This is a genomic window from Acinetobacter sp. CAU_H_56, assembly GCF_058599425.1.
The window spans coordinates 2,618,191-2,636,742 of record NZ_CM178654.1 but is presented as its reverse complement, the minus strand read 5'-3'; the positions used below and the strand labels follow the sequence as shown (position 1 = coordinate 2,636,742).

Here is an 18,552-nt window from a genome sequence, read left to right as displayed (position 1 = left end):
GCTATTAAAATGCAAAATCCCACTTTAAGCAAAGTGGGATTTGAATATTTTCCGAGGTTTAACCGAAATTAAACTGCAACGGGTGCCTTGATTCCTGGATGTGATTCATAACCGACAATTTCAATATCTTCGAATTTGAAATCAAACAGGTCTTTAACTTCAGGATTCAGTTTCAACTGGCATAGGCCTAAAGGCTCACGACTGAGTTGAAGTTTGGCCTGATCAAAATGATTGGCATATAAATGTGTATCACCGCCCGTCCAGACAAAATCGCCTACATCCAGATCACACACCTGCGCAATCATATGAGTCAGCAGGGCATAGCTGGCAATATTAAATGGAACGCCAAGGAAAACGTCAGCACTACGTTGATAAAGCTGGCAAGACAATTTGCCATTATGGACAAAGAACTGGAACAGGGTATGGCAAGGCGGTAAAGCCACCTGACTCGCTTCATTTGGATTCCAGCCCGATACAATCAGACGGCGTGAGTTCGGATTGGTCTTAATTTCATTGATCAACCATTTGATCTGGTCAAAACCATCCTGATTGTAGCTACCATCTGCATTTTGAGTGGCACCAAAATTACGCCATTGATGGCCATATACTGGACCAAGTTCACCTTCTGGGCGACCAAAACGTGCGGTTTGTTCCGCAGTTGCCCATTCATCCCAGATGGTCACTTTATTATCCTGAAGATACTTTACATGGGTATCGCCTTTCAGGAACCACAGCAGTTCAATCACGATCGAACGGAAATGAACTTTTTTAGTGGTAAGTAAAGGGAAGCCCTTGGAAAGATCAAAGCGCATCTGATGACCAAATACCGAGCGTGTACCTGTGCCGGTACGGTCGCCTTTATCGCCGCCGTTGTCGAGGATATGTTGTAAAAGGTCAAGATATTGGCGCATAGGTCTCTCTTAAAATCTGTTGCAAATTGCTTTTCTTTGAATTGGGCAATTTAAAATTGCGCTCATCATAACATTTTTTTGAGTACTTCCGCATAGCAGTGAAAATGATTAAACATGAGAGAAAAGGGTATAAAAAAGCACCCATGATGGATGCTTTTTTATCATCTTTTTTTAAGCTGTTGGCTTACCGGTGTGTACCGTATGGATCAGATCGGACAGGTCATAACCCAGAGATTCAGCATAGGCCAGATATTCCTGTTTGGTTGCTTCATCTAGTGTCGGCTTACGATGCAGGAGCCATAGATATTTCATGTTTGGCTCACCAACCAATGCAGTTTCATACTTGTCATCCAGTTTGAGAATCCAGTAATCCCCTTTGGTAAAAGGTACCCAGCGCAAACCTTCAGGCAAGAAACTGACTTCCAGTTTGCCATGTTCTGCATCCACAATGGTGGCTTCCCCAATCGATTCATCCAGTTTGCCCGCACCATCCAGACAACGGTTCTGGACACGGACTGTGCCGTTTTCATTCAGGCTATAGACTGCGGAAATATCAGTACTGTCTTCAGGCTGGTGTTTCATGGGCAGACGGGCAATTTCGTACCAGATCCCTAAATATTGTTCTAAATTGAAATTTGAAATAGTCTTTACATCATGACTCATATTTTTTTTCTTCCTCATCATCTCAATTTAAATTTACTAAATCAGTCTAATACGAGAGCTACTGGCCAGAATGATGTAATCCTGTAGTGAAATGTTGACTTTATTATCGTGAGTAAAATTACAGATTTAGTCAGAAAGGCGCTCAAATATTGATTTAGAAATAGTCTGAGCAGGATCGGTAGTAGATTTGAAAAGTTGTGAATTTATAACTTTTTTGTGAAAATTGTAAATTTTATAAATCTAAAAGAAATAACAAGTTAAGTAAAATTAAATAAATATGGAAAAATATATTTACATTTTTAACGTGAAAAGTAACATTTAACCGTCTAGTATTCACCGCGTGTTGAAGATTTGAAAGCCAAACTTACAGGCGAGGAGTACTTGGTCCAATATGATTTATGATCATCAAGTGAATATGAGCGAAGTGCATGCTCCTGTTCAAGCGAACGTCATAATTCGTTCCCAATCGGGACAAAATTCCAAACGTCAGCCTCAGCGCTATACCTCTGCGTCAGCTCGTAGCAAAAACTCTGAATCTCGCAAGACTTTCGGTGCAATGAACGGCCAGCGTTTCGATATTGAAAAATTCACCAGCTATCTGCAAGGCATTACCCGCAGTACCAGTACACAAAAATGTGCACGCAGTATTCGTGTCGGTTTGCAGTCTTCAGGCGCAAAAATTGTGAATCATCCTGTTGCCGCAGCTGACTGGGGCAATACTCTGCAGCAATTGGGCTATCGAAAAATCAACCTGTCTTTTGACCGTCCGAAAAAAGGTGATATCTATATTATTGACCGGACTTCACAGCATCAGTATGGTCATATTGCAGCGTATTCTGGTTCGGCCTGGGTTTCTGATTTTAAACAGAATGGCTATGCGGTCTATCGTAATTCCGATGTGAAATACACGTATTACCGTCTGGATTCATATCTTTAAATCAGACGCTGAAAATTTTAGAACGTAAAAATGAAAGTCGCGAAATGGTTCAATCTTCGAAGCGTTTCGCACGTTGATTATAAATCGACACGATAAACAGTCCAATCGCCACAAAACCCAAGCATTGTAGACCTAGCGCTATAGTTTCCCCGATCTCACCCGTTTTAGGTAAATAACCGATCAGGCTAATTACTGCCACAATCGGAATAGCTGTTGTTAAAGCACGAAAACCTTCGGCATAAGGATTTTCAGGAGAAAGCTTTAATCTGAATTCACGCAAGACGTGTATCAGCATTCCAATCGCCAGACTTATTCCAACAAATATCGGACCCAGTTTCGCTACAGTCGATGCTATGTAAATTACGATACATACCGCAATAATAATGATGAGCTTGAGCTGACGGTTGCAGCGTTCGGAGTACCAGAACTCAAGCATGTGGGGAACCTGAATCCGACTTGTTCTGATTAAGCAAAGACAGAGGCGAAAACAGGCAGATCGCCAAAGCCATAAAGGCAATTCCCTGAGCGCCCGGTAGCAGAATTTCACCCTGTTTCATGTTCATAAAAATCAGGCTGATTAATAAGGCAATCGGAATCCAGGTCAGGACACGATAGAACAGGCCAGTCGGATTTTTTGCTGCGAAATGAATTTTGCAGTAACGACAAATCAGGAAAATAATTCCAGTACCAGCAAACATCAGGATGGCATCTAAAGGCAAAGGTTCCATCCAGTACAGACCTACGGCAATTGCAGCAATCACAACAAAGAACAGCAGTTTTTTCAGGAGCGACACCTGCGGATTGAACCAGAACTCAAGCATGATGATGTATGAACAGAAAAGATAAAAAGCACTTTAGCATATTTTAAATATAAAAAAGCGAGGCAGATGCCTCGCAATATTTAGGAAAATTATCCGTTATTTTTCTGTGGACCCCAGTCATAAACTTTCTTCTGATAGGCATACCAAAGCATCCACAGACCAACCAGGATCATTGGCAGGCTCAGGAATTGTCCTTTACTCATCCAGCCAATAAATAGCTGACCATTATCCGGTTCACGGAAGAACTCGACGATAAAACGGGCTAGACCATAGCCGGTCAGGAATACCGCAGAAACTGCCATACGTGGACGTGGCTTGCTACTAAACCACCACAGTACGATAAACAGAATCAGGCCTTCACAGAGTGCCTGATACAGTTGTGAGGGATGACGTACCAGTTGCAGCGGATCGGTTGGGAAAATCATGCCCAAGGCAAAATTTGGATCAGTCACTTGACGGCCATAGAGTTCACCACCAATAAAGTTACCGATCCGGCCAAACATCAGACCTGTTGGAACGCAGGGGGCAATAAAGTCCAGCGTCTGAAACCAAGCCATTTTATATTTCTTGCACCACCATAACATCGCTAGAATTACGCCGAGGAAGCCGCCGTGGAAACTCATGCCACCGGTCCAGATCTGGAACAGCCAGAGTGGATTTTCCAAAAACTGAGAAAAACCGTAGAATAAAACGTAACCGACCCGGCCACCGATAATCACACCCAAAGCCCCAAAGAAAATCAGATCCGAGACCATATCTGGTGTCCAGCCGCGTTGTTTAGCGCGATAAGTTGCCAGTCCCCAGGCAAATAAAAAAGCCAAGAGATACATCAGTCCATACCAGTGGACTTGTAAAGGCCCGAGCGAAATTGCAACGGGATCTATGTTTGGATAGGTGAGCATTCCTGTTCCTTGTGATTCTGTTTTGCACAGATTTTAGCTGAAAGCGAAGAAAAATGTTGTACATTCAATGTGTAAAGATCGAGAGCATCAATTATGTGTATTGTGGCACTGGCTTGGCGAGTTCTGGATGAAACGCCTTTATGTCTGATTTCAAATCGTGATGAGTTCTATCAACGTCCAACCCAGGCATTATATGAATGGGAGAACAGTCCGATTATTGCCGGGCAGGATCTGCAGTCTGGTGGTACCTGGATGGGTATAACTACTTCAGGACGATGGGCAGTGATTACCAATTTCAGGGATGGTAATGACAAGAATAACTACCCAACTTCACGTGGACATATTATTCAGGAATTCCTGCAATCTGAGCTGACACCTATCCGGTTTGCTCAAGAGTTGGAAAAACGTCAATGTGATTATGCGGGCTTTAACCTGTTTATCGGCGATCGAGAGCAGGCGGTCTATATGAGTAACCGTGGTGAGGCACCCCAAGTACTGGCACATGGGGTATATGTGGTTTCGAATAGCCTGATGAGCGAAGACTGGCAAAAGACCCGGCATTTGCGCAAGCGCTTTACTCAGGAGTTTCTGCCGATGCTTCAACAGCACAGCATCCCACAAGCGGATATATATCATGCTGCCTGGGATATTCTGGAAGATGAGCGTAAAGTGATTCCGGCACTATTGCCCAAAACCGGAATTAACGAGGAGATGGAAGAACTCCTATCATCTACATTTATTCAAAGTCCGGTCTACGGCACACGTTGTTCCAATTTTCTAAGATTGCATCAGCAGCATTGGCAATGGCTGGAAAAGTCCCAGCAGGGAGATAGTGCAGGACAGATCGTAGAAAAAGTCATTCAGATCATTGTATAAATAATAGTATTCATGATGATCTTGATAAAAAGATCAGTTTAAACAGTGAACTCTGAGAGTAGATAGGTGTGCTAGGATAAAGCCCATCTATCTATGCAATTTTCAGCTTTCCTATGGCACTGCTCCTTCCGCTTATTTCATTTCTGATTGGATTCTGGGGCGTCCATTATTTAAAGTCGATCCGCCCATTCATGGCGGCCTTGCTGGCGCGTCTTTTGATTCCCTTGATTATCATTTACAACATGGTGTTTTATAAGCCGGGCAGTCTTTGGTTGATCGGTTTTAGTATCTTTAGCTCGCTGTTTCTGTTTGGCCTGTTCTTTCTTTTCTCCAAAGATAAGTTGAGGGCATTATGTTTTAGTTATTTAAATGGGGTCTGGCTTGGCTTTCCTTTTGCCTTAGCTGTATTTGGTCCGGATGCTTTAAATACTATTGTTGCTCTTTATATTGGCGGTTCCTTATTTGGCAATGTCAGTGCAGTGGTGGCAGTCAGTGCTGAAAAACAGGCTCCCCAATTCATTATTAAAAATATGCTGAAATCCCCGCCAGTGATTGCGCTTTCTATTGCAGCGATTCTGTCCTTTTGGGATTTTAGTGCCTATGAATCGCATCCGCTGATTCAATGGGGCTATGCCGCGAACAAGTTTCTGGTGACTTTTGCCGGTATGTGTATTCTGGGGATGTGGCTGAGTAAAGTCAGGATTCAACTGAGTGATTTAAAACGCAGTTTGATCTTGATTAGTGGTCGTTTTGTGCTGGCTCTAGGTCTGGCAGCAGGGACTTATGTGTTGTTGCCGATTCCGCATCAGGTCCTGACCTATGCTGTGATGATGATGTATTTCCTGCTTCCACCCGCAGCCAATATTGTGGCACTGGAAACCCATTATCAGGGGACGGGTTATTCTGCCAAATATATTGCCTCAGGAACGATTGCCAGTGCAATTTTGATTGGGGTGTATGGGGTGGTGATGCATACGGTGGTGCCGGGTTTATAGCAAGTCCCCCTTTTATAAAGGGGGATTTTTGATAATAGGTAAATTTAAATCCCTCCCAACCTCCCTTTGAAAAAGGGAGGGGCTTCTTCTCCCCAAGGGTGAGGGAATGACCTCCCTCTAACTCCCTCCTAAAAGGAGGGAGGACTTCTTTTAGGAATTAGATTTATTTTTCCAAACTCGCCTTAAACAGTTTCATCGCCTGACCACGATGGCTGATTTTATTTTTTTCTTCTTTGCTCATTTCAGCGCTGGAAATGCCTAATTCTGGTAGCCAGAACAATGGATCATAACCAAAGCCATTTTCACCGCGTGGTGCTTCCAGAATTTCACCTTTCCAGATGCCCTGGAAAATTTGTGGCAGTGGATCTTCAGCATGCTGGACTAAGGCCAGTACACACACAAACATGCCTTCAATCGCTTCACCATCTTTGCGTAACGGTTTTAGTCTGTTTAAAAGCTTTTCATTATTGGCTGCATCATTACCATGTTCACCGGCAAAACGGGCTGAATAAATTCCTGGCATACCACCGAGCACAGGCACACAAATTCCTGAGTCATCGGCAATGGCTGGTTTACCCGAAATACGTGAAGCATGACGTGCCTTAATAATGGCATTTTCCACAAAGCTTAAACCATCTTCAATCGCATCTTCGATATTCAGCTGACCTTGAGGAATCACTTCAACCGGTAGATTAAGCTCAGCAAACATCTTTTCGAATTCCGCAATCTTGCCTTTGTTATTACTTGCCAGTACCAGAGTGCCTTGGGAGAGCCAGTCAGTTGAAGTCATATTAATTACTCATCTTTCAAATTACATATATACATAGTGTAGCAACTTGCTACAGTTTTCAGACCATAAAAAAGCACCCGAAGGTGCTCTTTAAAGATTTTAGCTTATTGTGCCTGAATCCATTTGTCTGCACGGTCACGTGCCTGACGGATCTGCTCTTGGGTTAAGTTGGCTGCCAGTGCAGTTTTCTTGCCTTCAGATAAAGTAATCACTTTATTGTCCAGCATGCCATCGCGGGTAGAGAGTTCATACCACTGGTAAGCACCCATGTAGTTTTTCTTCTTCTCTTCCATCATGGCCAGATTGAAGCTGGCACGGTTATCACCGCGGCTGGCTGCTTTTTCAAAGTATTGACGAGCCAGTGTTTCATCTTTTTTGGTACCAATACCATCTGCCAGCATACGGCCAACATTCAGCTGAGCCACTGCCAGACCTTGGTCAGCAGCAGCTTTGTACCATGCAAAGGCCTGACGTTCATCTTTCTGGACGTCTTTGCCATATTGATATTTGGTTGCTAAATAAAATTGTGCACCAGGCTGACCCGCTTTAGCTGCTTTAGTCAGACTATGAATGTCCATTACTGAATATTGCGCTGCTTGGCTGGCCACAGAAGGCGTTGGTGCAACGTAATCGGCATGGGCCTGCATGCCAAAAAGTCCAGCCAGTAGCGTCGTACTTAATAATAATTTTTTCATAGAGCGCTCACTCGATAAATTGCGACTTCACCAAACAGATTTGGGAGATGTTTGCTGAGCAAACTATCTTCTTGATTCCCATTTACAGCGAGTCGATTAATAATTTTTATGTTGTTTTCCGCGCATAATGCTTCAAAGTCACGGAAGGTACATAGGTGAATGTTCGGGGTGTTATACCACATATAGGGTAAGGCTTCCGAAACCGGCATTTTCCCTTTTAATGCCAAGAAAGAACGAGTCTTCCAGTGCGCAAAGTTTGGAAAGGTAATAATGGCCTGTTTCCCTACACGCACCATGTCACGCAATAATACGTCTGGTGCATCTACAGCTTGCAAAGCTTGTGCCATCACCACATAGTCAAAAGACTGGTCAGCAAAACGGCTTAAACCGAGGTTTAAGTCCTGCTGGATGATATTTAACCCGCGACTGATCGCAATTGCAATCTTTTCTTGATCAATTTCTAATCCATATGCACGAATATTGTGCTTTTTGCTCATATGGGCCAGCAGTTCGCCATCACCACAACCGAGGTCGAGGATACGTGAACCGGGCTTGATCCATTTCTCAGCAAGTTGTTGGTCAATACGCATTACACAGCCTCCTTCGGTGTTGATCGCAGATGTTCTTCACCGCCCAGGAAGGCGCGCAAGGATTTTACATACAGGGGAATCGGGAACAGGAAGGAGTCATGGCCTTGTTCAGCATCAATATCCACGTAGCTGACCGGCTTATGATTGGTAATGAGGGCATCCACGATTTCAACAGAACGTGAAGGCGAGAAACGCCAGTCAGTCGTGAAAGAAACTACCAGGAACTTACATTTGGTTTGCGCCATCGCTTTGACCAGTGACTGCTGATATTCACGTGAAGGATCAAAATAATCCAGTGCCTTGGTCATGATCAGGTAAGTGTTGGCATCAAAGTTACGACTAAACTGTTCACCCTGATAACGCAAATAACTTTCCACCTGGAATTCCACATCGAAGCCATACATGAATTTGCCAGATTTTAAATCACGGCCAAATTTCTGCTTCATGGCTTCTTCAGATAGATAAGTAATATGACCAACCATACGCGCCAGAATCAGACCACGTTTTGGATAGCTGTCATTTTCCAGATAACGGCCATGATGGAAGTCTGGATCAGACAGAATGGACTGACGCGCGACTTCGTTAAAGGCAATATTTTGTGCAGACAGTTTCGGTGCACTGGCAATAATCACGCATTTTTGCAGACGGTCCGGATAATCTACCGACCATTGCAAGGCCTGCATGCCCCCGAGTGAGCCGCCAATGATGGAATACCACACATCAATTCCCAGACGGTCAGACAGCATCGCCTGAGTTTTTACCCAGTCACGCACAGTGACCAGTGGAAAGTCTGGGCCATATGGACGGTTATCATTTTCGGGATTAGGAGAGGTAGGACCAGTAGAACCATTACAACCGCCGATATTATTCAGCGCCACCACAAAGAATTTATTGGTATCGATTGCCTTACCCGGGCCAATACAGGCATCCCACCAACCTGGTTTTTTATCATCTTCATGATGATAACCGGCTGCATGGTGATGGCCAGACAGGGCATGACAGATCAAAATGGCATTGGACTTATCGGCATTCAGTTCGCCATAAGTTTCTACCATCAGTTCAAAACGTGGGAGGATGCGACCGCATTCAAGCTCTAACGGCTGTTCGAATTGGAACTTTTGTGGGATAACAAGGCCCACTGAGTCAGCTGGAAAAGACACGGGAATGATTCGCCTTAAATCTTTAGTATGAATAAATAAAAGGATACCATTTGCAGGTATCCTTCTAAAGTCTTTTTAATGCTATGAATTATTGCTAATTCAAATACCGGGTTTAAACGGCAGCAGCAATCACCTGTTCAGTGCTTAGCACATCCTGGTCGATCAGGCGGTTGGTACATGCAATAATCGCTTCAATTGAAGAGGTCACGATGTTGTCATGTACGCCAGCACCAAAGGCAGATTTACCTGTACCTTTTACTTGAAGTTCAACCAATGCCAAGGCTTTGGCATGTGCACCTGAGCTGATGCTACGTTCTTCATAGTTCAAGACATCAATCGGCAATTGTAGGGCATCCAAGATCGCAGAGATCGGACCGTTACCTTCACCACGCAAGTGCTGGGTTTCACCATTGACTTCAATATCCAGCTCAATCACCTGATTGCCATTTTCATCTGACAATTTGTAGTTTTTCGCAGAATAATGGGCATCTTTCGCGGCAACATATGTCTCTTTGAACAAGCTCCAGATCGCTTGTGCTGAAATCTCAGTACCATCTTCATCAGTTTTTTGCTGCACGATTTGCGAGAATTCAATCTGTAAACGACGTGGCAAGGTCACGTTGTAGTTCGATTCTAACAAGTAAGCGATACCGCCTTTACCAGACTGTGAGTTCACGCGAATGACAGCGTCATAGTCACGGCCCAAGTCTTTTGGATCGATCGGCAAGTACGGCATATCCCAGATTTCTTCGTTTTTCTGGAATTCGAAACCTTTTTTGATCGCATCCTGGTGTGAACCAGAGAATGCAGTGAACACCAAGTCACCCGCATATGGATGACGTGGATGTACAGGCAAGCCAGTACATTCTTCAACAGTAGCAATGATTTCGTTGATATTCGAGAAATCCAAGTCTGGTGCAACACCCTGGGTATACATGTTCAAGGCAATTGCCGCTACGTCCACGTTACCGGTACGCTCACCATTACCGAATACACAACCTTCAACACGGTCAGCGCCGGCCATAATTGCCAATTCAGATGCTGCGATCCCACAGCCACGGTCATTATGACAGTGAACTGAAATGATCACGCCGTCACGACGCTCGATGTTACGGTGCATCCATTCAACCTGGTCGGCATACACATTTGGTGTAGAGACTTCGACAGTGGCTGGCAAGTTCAAGATCACTTTGTTTTCTGGCGAAGCTTCCCAGATTTCAGTCACAGCATCGCAAACGTCTTTCGCCACTTCCAATTCAGTAGCAGAGAAACATTCAGGACTGTACTGGAAAACAAATTCAGTTTCAGGCTGTTTTGCTGCGTATTCTTTCACTTTTTGCGCTGCATTGATCGCTAACTGTTTTGCACCTTCAACGTCTACGTTCAAGACTTTTTGACGGAAGGTTGGAGAGTTAGAGTTGTAGATATGCACGATTGCGCGTTTCGCACCTTGTAAAGATTCAAAAGTACGTGCGATTAAATGGTCACGTGCCTGAACCAATACTTCGATGTAAACGTCATCCGGAATATGACCTTCTTCGATCAATTTACGGGTAAAGTCGAAATCAATTTGCGATGCAGACGGGAAGCCGATTTCAATATGTTTGAAACCAATTTTCACTAACATCTGGAACATTTTGAACTTCTGCTCGATGTTCATTGGCTCGAAGATCGCCTGGTTACCATCACGCAGGTCAGTACTCATCCAGATTGGCGCTTTAGTGATTTCATTGTTCGGCCATTGACGGTCTGGCAAGTCCACACGTTGATACATGCGACGGTATTTTTTACTTGGATCAGCCAACATCATGAGAGAGCTCCTTATGCTAACTTGAGTACCGATATCTTGGTTAAAGCGGTGCTTCGGTCAGCGGCATAGATTTTGTCTATAATCTTGAGTAGTTAGTGCGGAATCTGGGTCAGAGCTGAAATATTTTCTGAATATTGATAGCTTAGATATACCAGATACACTAAATACCTTACTTATAATTAAAGTTTAATCCACTTATTGAGAAAAGTTTTTGCTATTTTTATGGATTTTAGTCGTATCTCAATAAAGATTTTCTTATAAAGTTGTTAATTGGAAAAATATTTCTTTGATCTATTTTAATCTAGTTGGATTTTCCTGTAGTTAAGCGATAAGGCTAAAATATTTCTTTATATGATAGCTTTGTTGGAAGTTCTTAAGCAATGCGTACATGAAATCTTTCATATCAAAAAATAAAGGCTAGCCTGATGGATCCAGACTAGCCTTTAATAGCATGAAGATTGCTCAGATCAGTATTTAAAATGCAGCCCTAAAACGGCACTGATGCCTTCTGCTTCAGTGGCATAGTGGGAAGAATAGGCTTTGGTAAAATAACGCGTATCGGACAGGTTATTAATATTTAACTGCAGATCCACATTGGGGTTCACCTGATAACGTGCCATGGCATCGTAACGCACATAACCGGGAACAAATTTGGTATTGGCGGCATTGCCATAGACTTTATCCATTGCCACAGCACCGGCACCTAATGTTAGTTGAGGTAATACCTGATAGGTCATCCATAAGGTTGCACTGTTTTCTGCTACGTTCTGAACCTGATTGCCATTGTTTGTGCTTGGAACATAAACCGGTTCTGCCGTGGTTCCAATATTTTCAAAGCCACCATCAATCAGTTCACTATCCAAATAGGTATAGCCTGCGGAAATTGCCCATTTCTCGGTAACATTTCCATTGATACCCAGCTCAATCCCATCGACACGGGTCTCACCAATATTACGGGTGGTGCCATCAGCATCGGTGGAGCGGGTATTGGTCTTTTCAGTACGGAAAATGGCGGCCGTCAGATTCAGTTTATCTTCCAGAAGGTCCCATTTAGTTCCCAGTTCCATGGTGCGGACTTTTTCAGCTTTTAGATTTTCGATAGCTGCGCTAATACTTTCAGAGCCATCACCGCCATCGACACCGACCGGATTAGAGGAAGTGGCATAACTGATATAAATACTGCCATTTTCTCTTGGCTTAAAGACCAGACCTGCTTGATAGTTAAAAAAGTCTTCTTCATTCCCGACAGTGAGCTGGTCACCTGGAACGGCGGTAATCGGCGTGTTGTTAGCACCTGTCACTGCATTATTGAATCGTCCATAAGTCAAGGTTTGCTGGGTTTTATAATCATCCCAACGTATGCCCAGATCTAGAATCCATTGCGGATGCAATTCGATACTGTCCAGTAAGTAGATCGACTTTGATTTGGTCTCGATATCATAACGGTCCGCACCGTCCGTACTAATAGTCCCTGTCCACGCACCCCGGTCTGGATTGTCTACTGAGGTACACCAGCCTAAGGCCACATTGGCAGGGGTACCACAGGCCGCAAAAGAGCTTCCAGTAGCATTCAGACCATTAATAATATATTGGGTACGCTCGGTATCCTGATCTGAATATTCTGCACCTAGGTTAAAGCTGTGCTGAATAGCACCAGTATCGAATTTACCGGTTAAAGCCAGTAGGTCAGTAAAGGTATCGGTATCTGCGATACGTGAATTGGCCCGCGCCCAGACATTGTCATTTAAAATGAAGTTCCCGCGTGAATCATCGGGGTTGGTCCAAAGATAGTCATTTTTGGAACGGTTAAATACTGCCGTATTACTCAGGGTTAGATTGTCATTCAGGTCATGTTCTAATTTTAAAGTACCAATCTGGTTTTCCTGTTTCTGGAAATCACGATCTTTCCAGCCATAGTATTGACCTGCTTTCACATCAATTGGTTTCCCATTGCCATTTAAAGCGACATTGGCATTGGTCGCTGCAAATGGATTGTTATAGGGAATGCCAGAGTCTGGAATATCATCAGTTCTTAGATAGTAATAACTGAAAGTACCACGCGTTGCGCTGTCCAGGCCGAAACTGAAGCTGGGTGCAATACCAGCACGTTTATATTCAGCACCGTCATGTTGACCGGCCTTTTCATTTTGATGGCCCATGACCGCGACACGAGCCGCCATACCATTGCCGAAGTCCTTGTTAGCATCCAAAGTGATACGGGCATACATATCTGTACCACCCGCAACAGAGCACTTCCAGTGCATCTCCTTTTTTCGCCACTTTGGAAATCATATTAATGCTGCCACCCGTGGTTCCGGCACCACCCATGGCAGAAGCAGAACCTTTGGTGACTTCGACCTGCTCAATGGCAAACATTTCCCGGTTTTGTGAAGTTGAATTCCGCACGCCATCGACATACATTGAACTTTCCGAGTTATAACCCCGGATAAAAGGCCGGTCCCCATTCGGATTGCCACCTTCACCTGCGCCTAAAGTAATCCCCGGTACAGTACGCAAAGCATCAGCCAGAGTGGTAACTTGAGTGTCTTCAATCAGTTGTTGAGGAATCACGACCACAGATTTTGGCGTGTCGAGGAGTGGAGCAACAAACTTGCTATTTGCTGACTGATCGACTTTTAGACCCGGCACGGGTTCAGCTTGTACTTCCTGATGAATGGTCTCAAGCTGTACCACATTTTCCTGTGCAATCGCGTGTGCAGATGCAAAAGAAAGGGAAGAAACGATGGCTGAAGAAACTATTTTTTTACGAGATTTTATATAGCTCATAATCATTCTTTTTTATTTTTAAGTTTGGATTCGCAAATAATAATTATTATTGTTATCGTTGCTATCCTTCTTGCATTGATATTGGCGATGAACAAAATTTAATCAATTTAAAAAATAGATAAATTAGAGTGAGAAGAGAGAATTAAAACTATGTTTTTAATATAGATTGATTAAATATGGATCTTATTTGGTTTTTATTGATAATAGCTATTGATATATAAAGCTATGTTGAATTGCTTTTAATAAAGCTTCAATGAGTTAAATATAGAATATATAACTCATTGATTTTTCATTTTTATTTTCAATTAAATCCTCATTAATCAATTCTACTAAACAGACAGTTCGGTTGAATATCTGCCACGGTCGCTGTTCCCATTAAGGCCATGGTAATTTCAAATTCTTCTTTCAGGATTTTGATCACATGCGCGACCCCAAGTGCTCCGGCAGTCGCCAGACCATAAATATAAGGCCGGCCAATCAGGATAGCAGAAGCACCTAAGGCAATGGCCTTGAATACGTCTGATCCACGGCGGATGCCGCCATCATAGAGCAGAGGAAAATCTGCTGGCACCACCTTTTTAATCAGCTGCAAGGCAATGAGAGGAGAAATGCAGGTATCCAGCACGCGACCGCCATGATTGGAAATGATCAGGCCTTTTACCCCATGCTGAATGGCCAGCTGGGCATCCTGAGGATGCACGATTCCTTTTAGAATCACGGGTAAATCGGTTTGCTGTACGATCCAGGCAATATCTTCCCAAGTCGGGGCAATTTTCATCAGTCCATTAAAAACGGGATGATCACCTTCCTTTAATTCCGGAAGGGGAATATGGGTAGGTGTATGTGGATGTTGCATGCCTTCCGGTAAATGGAAAAAGGCACGACGTTCACGATCGCGGATGCCGGTGTGTGGTGAATCCACGGTAATTACCAGCGCCATATAATTGTGTGCTTCAGCCATTTTCACCAATGCTAAAGATTTTTCCCGATCCCCCTGCCAATACAGCTGAAACCATTTGCGTGGATTGTCCTGCTTTAATGCACGCATATCAGTATTAGTAAAAGTACTGAGAATCATATTGCTGCCCATCACTTCTGCTGCGAGGGCAGACGCGGCTTCTGCTTCAGGATGAAACTGCTGCTGATGTCCAATCGGTGCCAGAAAAATTGGATGCGGAAATTTTTGTCCGAACATCTCGATTTCAGTGCTGCCTTGAGTCAGATCTTTCAGCATACGCGGTAGAAGCTGAATATCCTGAAACTGCTGCAGGTTGTCCCGGACACTGACTTCATCCATGGAGCCACCTTGCAGATAGTTCCAGACCATACTGGAGAGATGTTTTTCTGCTTCGACCTCATAATCAGCGATGGTTTGTAGGTAGGCCGGGATCTGGGTTAATGGCGCCATTGGTTCACGTAACATTATAAATCACCCCACTGACGAATCAGGTTGTGATAATGATGGGTGAGTTGTAGGACTTCTTCGGTATCGCCAATCTGTTGGCGTAGTTTAATAATCGTCATGTCCAGATCAAACAGCATGCTGCGTTTGGCATCTTCACGAACCATACTCTGAATCCAGGTCACAGCCGCAATACGTTTACCTTGAGTCACCGGTTCAACCCGATGCAGGCTGGTCGATGGATAAACAATCACATCACCAGCGTCCAGTTTCACTTCATGGCAGCCATACTGGTCTTCAACGACCAGCTCGCCACCTTCATATTCATCGATTTCAGATAAAAATAAAGTCAGTGACACATCAGTACGAATGGGCTGTCCAAGTAGGGGAGAATAATGAATGGCATTATCCACATGATTGCCATAGGTACCTGAATCCTGATAACAGTTAAACAGGGGCGGCAGGATATGTTTCGGCAGGGCAGCAGAGGTAATTAAATGATGACTTTTAAGCGCCTGTAAAATGATAGGGCTAATCTGCTGATACAGGACAGAAGAAGAATCCAGCTGCAGATTCTTTTTGATTTTCTGTGCCTGACTCCCGGCACTGAGTTGCCCATTCATCCAGTGTTCTGAACGATCCAGTTGTTGTCTCAGTTCAGCAACTTGTGCTTTGCTTAATACTGCCGGGATATGTAACATCATTTTAAAAGCATTCCTGCAATTGAAAATATCGTGCATTCAAGAGAATACACGATATTGATAGATAGAGATAAAAGCTAAATTAAAATTTATAGTTCAAGGTTAAAGCTGCTGAACGTGGTTGACCCAAGATCACACGACCACCTCCATTATTCAGCGTGCTGATGTACTCTTTGTCTGCCAGATTATAAACATTCAGGTTTAAGGAAGTCTGGTCATTAAAGGTATAACCGGCCATAGCATCAAACACCACATAGCTTGGAATGCTTGGCATATTCGCTGCTGCAGTACTGTCGGTAATCACACGTTTTTGCTCATCCACATAACGTGCCCCCAAGCCTAGTTTTAAACCGGCAATGTTATAGGTTGTCCATAAAGAAGCGGTCCATTCAGGTGACCAGCGTACACTATTGGTCTGGGTCACTACACCCGTGTTGGAATTGACACTAAACTGGTCTTTTTGCTCGGTTTTCATATGGGCAATACCTGCTGAAATATTCCAGGCATCGGTAATTTTACCGACAGCGCTCAATTCGATTCCTTTAACTGTAGTTTTACCTTCCTGAACAGACTCGCGAGTAATCGGATCTTGGGTAAACTGGTTTTCATTTTCGGTGTAGTATGCAGCAGCATTTAAAGCCAGATCGTCATCCAGCAGGTCCCATTTGGTGCCAATTTCATAATGATGAGTTTCTTGAGGGTCTGCGGCTGAGCTGTTTATTCCTGTGGTTGAAAGGCTAAAGTTGCTGCTACCCGGCGGTGTCAGGGATTTGGCATAAGATGCATAGACACTGCTGTAGGCGGTTGGCTTATATAAACCACCGAGCTTCCAGCTGAATAAAGTGTCATGGGCTTTTAAATCTGTTTTGGTTTCAGTTACTGCTAGTGTCGTACTATCGGTTGAGTAACCTAGTGCATCGTAATTGGTATCGTAATAATCGACACGGACGCCACCATTGAGTTGAAAACGTTCACTAAACTTGAGCGTATCAAAAAGATAAGCAGCCGCCGTCTGGGTTTCACCATCTGAATAAGCGCCCGTATACATAGGATCAGGTAGATTCTGGTGACGATCAGGATGGTATAGATTCGCGGGTGGCGTACTGTTAGTAGGCTGCCCTGGCATTTGTGTAGCCAGTGTTCTGGAATGTTGCTGCTCTTTTAATAGTTCTACACCAGCGACCACATCATGCTCCACTGAACCGGTTTTGATATTCCAGTTCACCATGCTCTGATTAGCCAGAATTTTATTTTCCTGATCGACACCCTGGCGTGAACGGCTTACTGTCCAGTCTTGAGGATCGGTAGAGTCATTTCTTGAAAGGCTATTAATCCCCGTCAAAGTACGCTGCATATGGGTATTGCCCAAACGGGTAATATTGGTAAATTTCAGATTTTCAGCCCAGTCACTTTCGATTTTGGCTGTATACATGTCAGCATCAACATCTTCATGGTCATCTGCATGGCCATAATAATTTTCACGGTCTACTTTAGGTGCGCTGGCGATCAGCGGGTCTGCATTCCAAAATCCTTTCATGCCAATCGTCGGAATACCGCCATCCGGAATGTTACGTTGGCGGATATGCTGGGAATAAAGATACAGGCGAGTATCACTATCCAGACCAAAGGCGATAGAAGGGGCAACAGCCCAGCCTTGATTCTCGATAAAGTCGCGGCCTTCTACACCGCCATCTTGACCCATCGCATTTAAACGGACAGCAATGCTGTCATTGATTGCCTGATTGATGTCAGTGGCAAGACGCGTATGTTCAGCCGTATTGTAGGTGGCAGAGACTTCACGACTGTTTTCTAAATGAGGCAATTTGCTGACCAGATTCACATAACCAGACGCCGTACCACGTCCACCTTCGGCACCAGCAGGGCCTTTTACGACTTCCACCTGTTCCAGGTTAAACACATCACGACTCACAGCGCCGAGGTCACGAATGCCATCCAGATAGGTGGAGCTTTGAGTTGAGAAGCCGCGCATCTGGAAGGCATCGCCAGCACTGGTATTCCCATTCTCACCAAGTTGTAAGGTAATTCCTGGCGTATTGCGCAAGGCTTCAACCAGGGTGGTTGCACCTTGTTCTTTTAATAAGTTCTTGTTGATAATCGAAACGGTTTGAGGCGTATCTACTAAAGCTTGGCTAGATTTAGCGGAACTCAATTGATCCACTTTATATTCATTTGCAGTTTTATTCTTAACTGTAATTTCTGGAAGCTGAATAACGCCTTCATTGGTGATGTTATCTGCATGAGTGATCAGTGGCAAAGTTGCAGCAAGTGCGACCAATGAAGTCTTGTAATGATGTTTCCGGCTTTTGATATGCGCCATGTGACAGAATTCCTGAAGTGAATAATATTTCCCTTACCACCTTGATATGCTCGAGTTCATCAAATAGCAGCAATTATGGAGTTATTGTTATGGCTTTTAACAATTTTGCGAATTGTAGTGATAATAATTATCATTAACAATATTCAATTAAGTCATTCTTATGAATTTATGGAT

At 43.9% G+C, this 18,552-nt stretch carries 16 protein-coding genes and 1 pseudogene; 3 read left to right on the top strand and 14 right to left on the bottom strand.

All coding sequences use genetic code 11. The features are described from left to right. Window positions 1-68: 68 nt before the first annotated feature. Together thyA and AC4MCC_RS12430 are read right to left on the bottom strand one after the other, a co-directional pair. Window positions 69-911, bottom strand: a complete 843-nt coding sequence (gene thyA, locus AC4MCC_RS12435; protein ID WP_491885388.1) for a thymidylate synthase — start codon at window positions 909-911, stop codon at window positions 69-71. Between the two features lie 171 nt (window positions 912-1,082). Then, window positions 1,083-1,574, bottom strand: coding sequence for a lipocalin family protein (locus AC4MCC_RS12430; RefSeq protein ID WP_180002393.1), 492 nt, complete (start codon window positions 1,572-1,574; stop codon window positions 1,083-1,085). Window positions 1,575-1,965: 391 nt separating this feature from the next. On the opposite strand from AC4MCC_RS12430, the gene AC4MCC_RS12425 reads away from it, so the two are divergent. Beyond that, window positions 1,966-2,511, top strand: a complete 546-nt coding sequence (locus AC4MCC_RS12425) for a CHAP domain-containing protein (RefSeq protein WP_419363677.1) — start codon at window positions 1,966-1,968, stop codon at window positions 2,509-2,511. 49 nt (window positions 2,512-2,560) lie between these two features. On the opposite strand, the gene AC4MCC_RS12420 is transcribed toward AC4MCC_RS12425, so the two are convergent. The 3 genes from AC4MCC_RS12420 to lgt form a co-directional block, all read right to left on the bottom strand. Further along, complete coding sequence (locus tag AC4MCC_RS12420) at window positions 2,561-2,947, bottom strand: hypothetical protein (protein ID WP_491885387.1); 387 nt, start codon at window positions 2,945-2,947, stop codon at window positions 2,561-2,563. Beyond that, window positions 2,940-3,332: a hypothetical protein gene (locus tag AC4MCC_RS12415; protein WP_159123610.1), complete on the bottom strand. Its 393-nt coding sequence runs from the start codon at window positions 3,330-3,332 to the stop codon at window positions 2,940-2,942. The genes AC4MCC_RS12420 and AC4MCC_RS12415 overlap by 8 nt, the downstream gene beginning before the upstream one ends. An 89-nt stretch (window positions 3,333-3,421) precedes the next feature. Next, window positions 3,422-4,234, bottom strand: coding sequence for a prolipoprotein diacylglyceryl transferase (gene lgt, locus AC4MCC_RS12410; RefSeq protein WP_180033533.1), 813 nt, complete (start codon window positions 4,232-4,234; stop codon window positions 3,422-3,424). Between the two features lie 93 nt (window positions 4,235-4,327). Here lgt and AC4MCC_RS12405 point away from each other — a divergent pair, with 93 nt between their 5' ends. Together AC4MCC_RS12405 and AC4MCC_RS12400 are read left to right on the top strand one after the other, a co-directional pair. Continuing rightward, on the top strand, window positions 4,328-5,110 hold the full coding sequence (locus tag AC4MCC_RS12405) for an NRDE family protein (RefSeq protein WP_491885386.1): 783 nt from the start codon (window positions 4,328-4,330) through the stop codon (window positions 5,108-5,110). Between the two features lie 113 nt (window positions 5,111-5,223). Next, window positions 5,224-6,105, top strand: coding sequence for an AEC family transporter (locus tag AC4MCC_RS12400; protein WP_491885385.1), 882 nt, complete (start codon window positions 5,224-5,226; stop codon window positions 6,103-6,105). 163 nt (window positions 6,106-6,268) lie between these two features. On the opposite strand, the gene rdgB is transcribed toward AC4MCC_RS12400, so the two are convergent. The 9 genes and pseudogenes from rdgB to AC4MCC_RS12355 all read right to left on the bottom strand — a co-directional run bounded on the left by rdgB (window position 6,269) and on the right by AC4MCC_RS12355 (window position 18,378). After that, window positions 6,269-6,895 (bottom strand): RdgB/HAM1 family non-canonical purine NTP pyrophosphatase, encoded by a 627-nt coding sequence (rdgB, locus tag AC4MCC_RS12395; RefSeq protein WP_491885384.1) that lies wholly within the window; start codon window positions 6,893-6,895, stop codon window positions 6,269-6,271. A gap of 104 nt (window positions 6,896-6,999) precedes the next feature. Then, on the bottom strand, window positions 7,000-7,590 hold the full coding sequence (locus tag AC4MCC_RS12390) for a tetratricopeptide repeat protein (protein ID WP_004781974.1): 591 nt from the start codon (window positions 7,588-7,590) through the stop codon (window positions 7,000-7,002). Continuing rightward, window positions 7,587-8,180: a methionine biosynthesis protein MetW gene (gene metW / locus AC4MCC_RS12385; protein WP_004781976.1), complete on the bottom strand. Its 594-nt coding sequence runs from the start codon at window positions 8,178-8,180 to the stop codon at window positions 7,587-7,589. Before metW ends, AC4MCC_RS12390 begins: the two co-directional genes overlap by 4 nt. Next, entirely contained in the window at window positions 8,180-9,340 is a 1,161-nt protein-coding gene (metX, locus tag AC4MCC_RS12380; RefSeq protein WP_419363664.1) for a homoserine O-succinyltransferase MetX, read from the bottom strand. The genes metW and metX overlap by 1 nt, the downstream gene beginning before the upstream one ends. Window positions 9,341-9,452: 112 nt before the next feature. Beyond that, window positions 9,453-11,150: a 2-isopropylmalate synthase gene (gene leuA / locus AC4MCC_RS12375; RefSeq protein WP_491885383.1), complete on the bottom strand. Its 1,698-nt coding sequence runs from the start codon at window positions 11,148-11,150 to the stop codon at window positions 9,453-9,455. Between the two features lie 467 nt (window positions 11,151-11,617). Then, window positions 11,618-13,937: pseudogene (locus AC4MCC_RS12370) on the bottom strand (TonB-dependent receptor). 316 nt (window positions 13,938-14,253) lie between these two features. Further along, on the bottom strand, window positions 14,254-15,360 hold the full coding sequence (locus tag AC4MCC_RS12365) for an alpha-hydroxy acid oxidase (RefSeq protein ID WP_491885382.1): 1,107 nt from the start codon (window positions 15,358-15,360) through the stop codon (window positions 14,254-14,256). After that, entirely contained in the window at window positions 15,360-16,043 is a 684-nt protein-coding gene (locus tag AC4MCC_RS12360) for a Fe2+-dependent dioxygenase (protein ID WP_346795142.1), read from the bottom strand. Before AC4MCC_RS12360 ends, AC4MCC_RS12365 begins: the two co-directional genes overlap by 1 nt. Before the next feature lie 79 nt (window positions 16,044-16,122). After that, complete coding sequence (locus AC4MCC_RS12355; RefSeq protein ID WP_491876198.1) at window positions 16,123-18,378, bottom strand: catecholate siderophore receptor Fiu; 2,256 nt, start codon at window positions 18,376-18,378, stop codon at window positions 16,123-16,125. Window positions 18,379-18,552: the final 174 nt, after the last annotated feature.

What these genes read in the sequence shown, in the direction of transcription:
- thyA (WP_491885388.1), bottom strand. Translation starts at nt 911, where the DNA reads ATGCGCCAATATCTTGACCTTTTACAACATATCCTCGACAACGGCGGC.
- AC4MCC_RS12430 (WP_180002393.1), bottom strand. Translation starts at nt 1,574, where the DNA reads ATGAGTCATGATGTAAAGACTATTTCAAATTTCAATTTAGAACAATAT.
- AC4MCC_RS12425 (WP_419363677.1), top strand. Translation starts at nt 1,966, where the DNA reads ATGATTTATGATCATCAAGTGAATATGAGCGAAGTGCATGCTCCTGTT.
- AC4MCC_RS12420 (WP_491885387.1), bottom strand. Translation starts at nt 2,947, where the DNA reads ATGCTTGAGTTCTGGTACTCCGAACGCTGCAACCGTCAGCTCAAGCTC.
- AC4MCC_RS12415 (WP_159123610.1), bottom strand. Translation starts at nt 3,332, where the DNA reads ATGCTTGAGTTCTGGTTCAATCCGCAGGTGTCGCTCCTGAAAAAACTG.
- lgt (WP_180033533.1), bottom strand. Translation starts at nt 4,234, where the DNA reads ATGCTCACCTATCCAAACATAGATCCCGTTGCAATTTCGCTCGGGCCT.
- AC4MCC_RS12405 (WP_491885386.1), top strand. Translation starts at nt 4,328, where the DNA reads ATGTGTATTGTGGCACTGGCTTGGCGAGTTCTGGATGAAACGCCTTTA.
- AC4MCC_RS12400 (WP_491885385.1), top strand. Translation starts at nt 5,224, where the DNA reads ATGGCACTGCTCCTTCCGCTTATTTCATTTCTGATTGGATTCTGGGGC.
- rdgB (WP_491885384.1), bottom strand. Translation starts at nt 6,895, where the DNA reads ATGACTTCAACTGACTGGCTCTCCCAAGGCACTCTGGTACTGGCAAGT.
- AC4MCC_RS12390 (WP_004781974.1), bottom strand. Translation starts at nt 7,590, where the DNA reads ATGAAAAAATTATTATTAAGTACGACGCTACTGGCTGGACTTTTTGGC.
- metW (WP_004781976.1), bottom strand. Translation starts at nt 8,180, where the DNA reads ATGCGTATTGACCAACAACTTGCTGAGAAATGGATCAAGCCCGGTTCA.
- leuA (WP_491885383.1), bottom strand. Translation starts at nt 11,150, where the DNA reads ATGATGTTGGCTGATCCAAGTAAAAAATACCGTCGCATGTATCAACGT.
- AC4MCC_RS12365 (WP_491885382.1), bottom strand. Translation starts at nt 15,360, where the DNA reads ATGTTACGTGAACCAATGGCGCCATTAACCCAGATCCCGGCCTACCTA.
- AC4MCC_RS12360 (WP_346795142.1), bottom strand. Translation starts at nt 16,043, where the DNA reads ATGATGTTACATATCCCGGCAGTATTAAGCAAAGCACAAGTTGCTGAA.
- AC4MCC_RS12355 (WP_491876198.1), bottom strand. Translation starts at nt 18,378, where the DNA reads ATGGCGCATATCAAAAGCCGGAAACATCATTACAAGACTTCATTGGTC.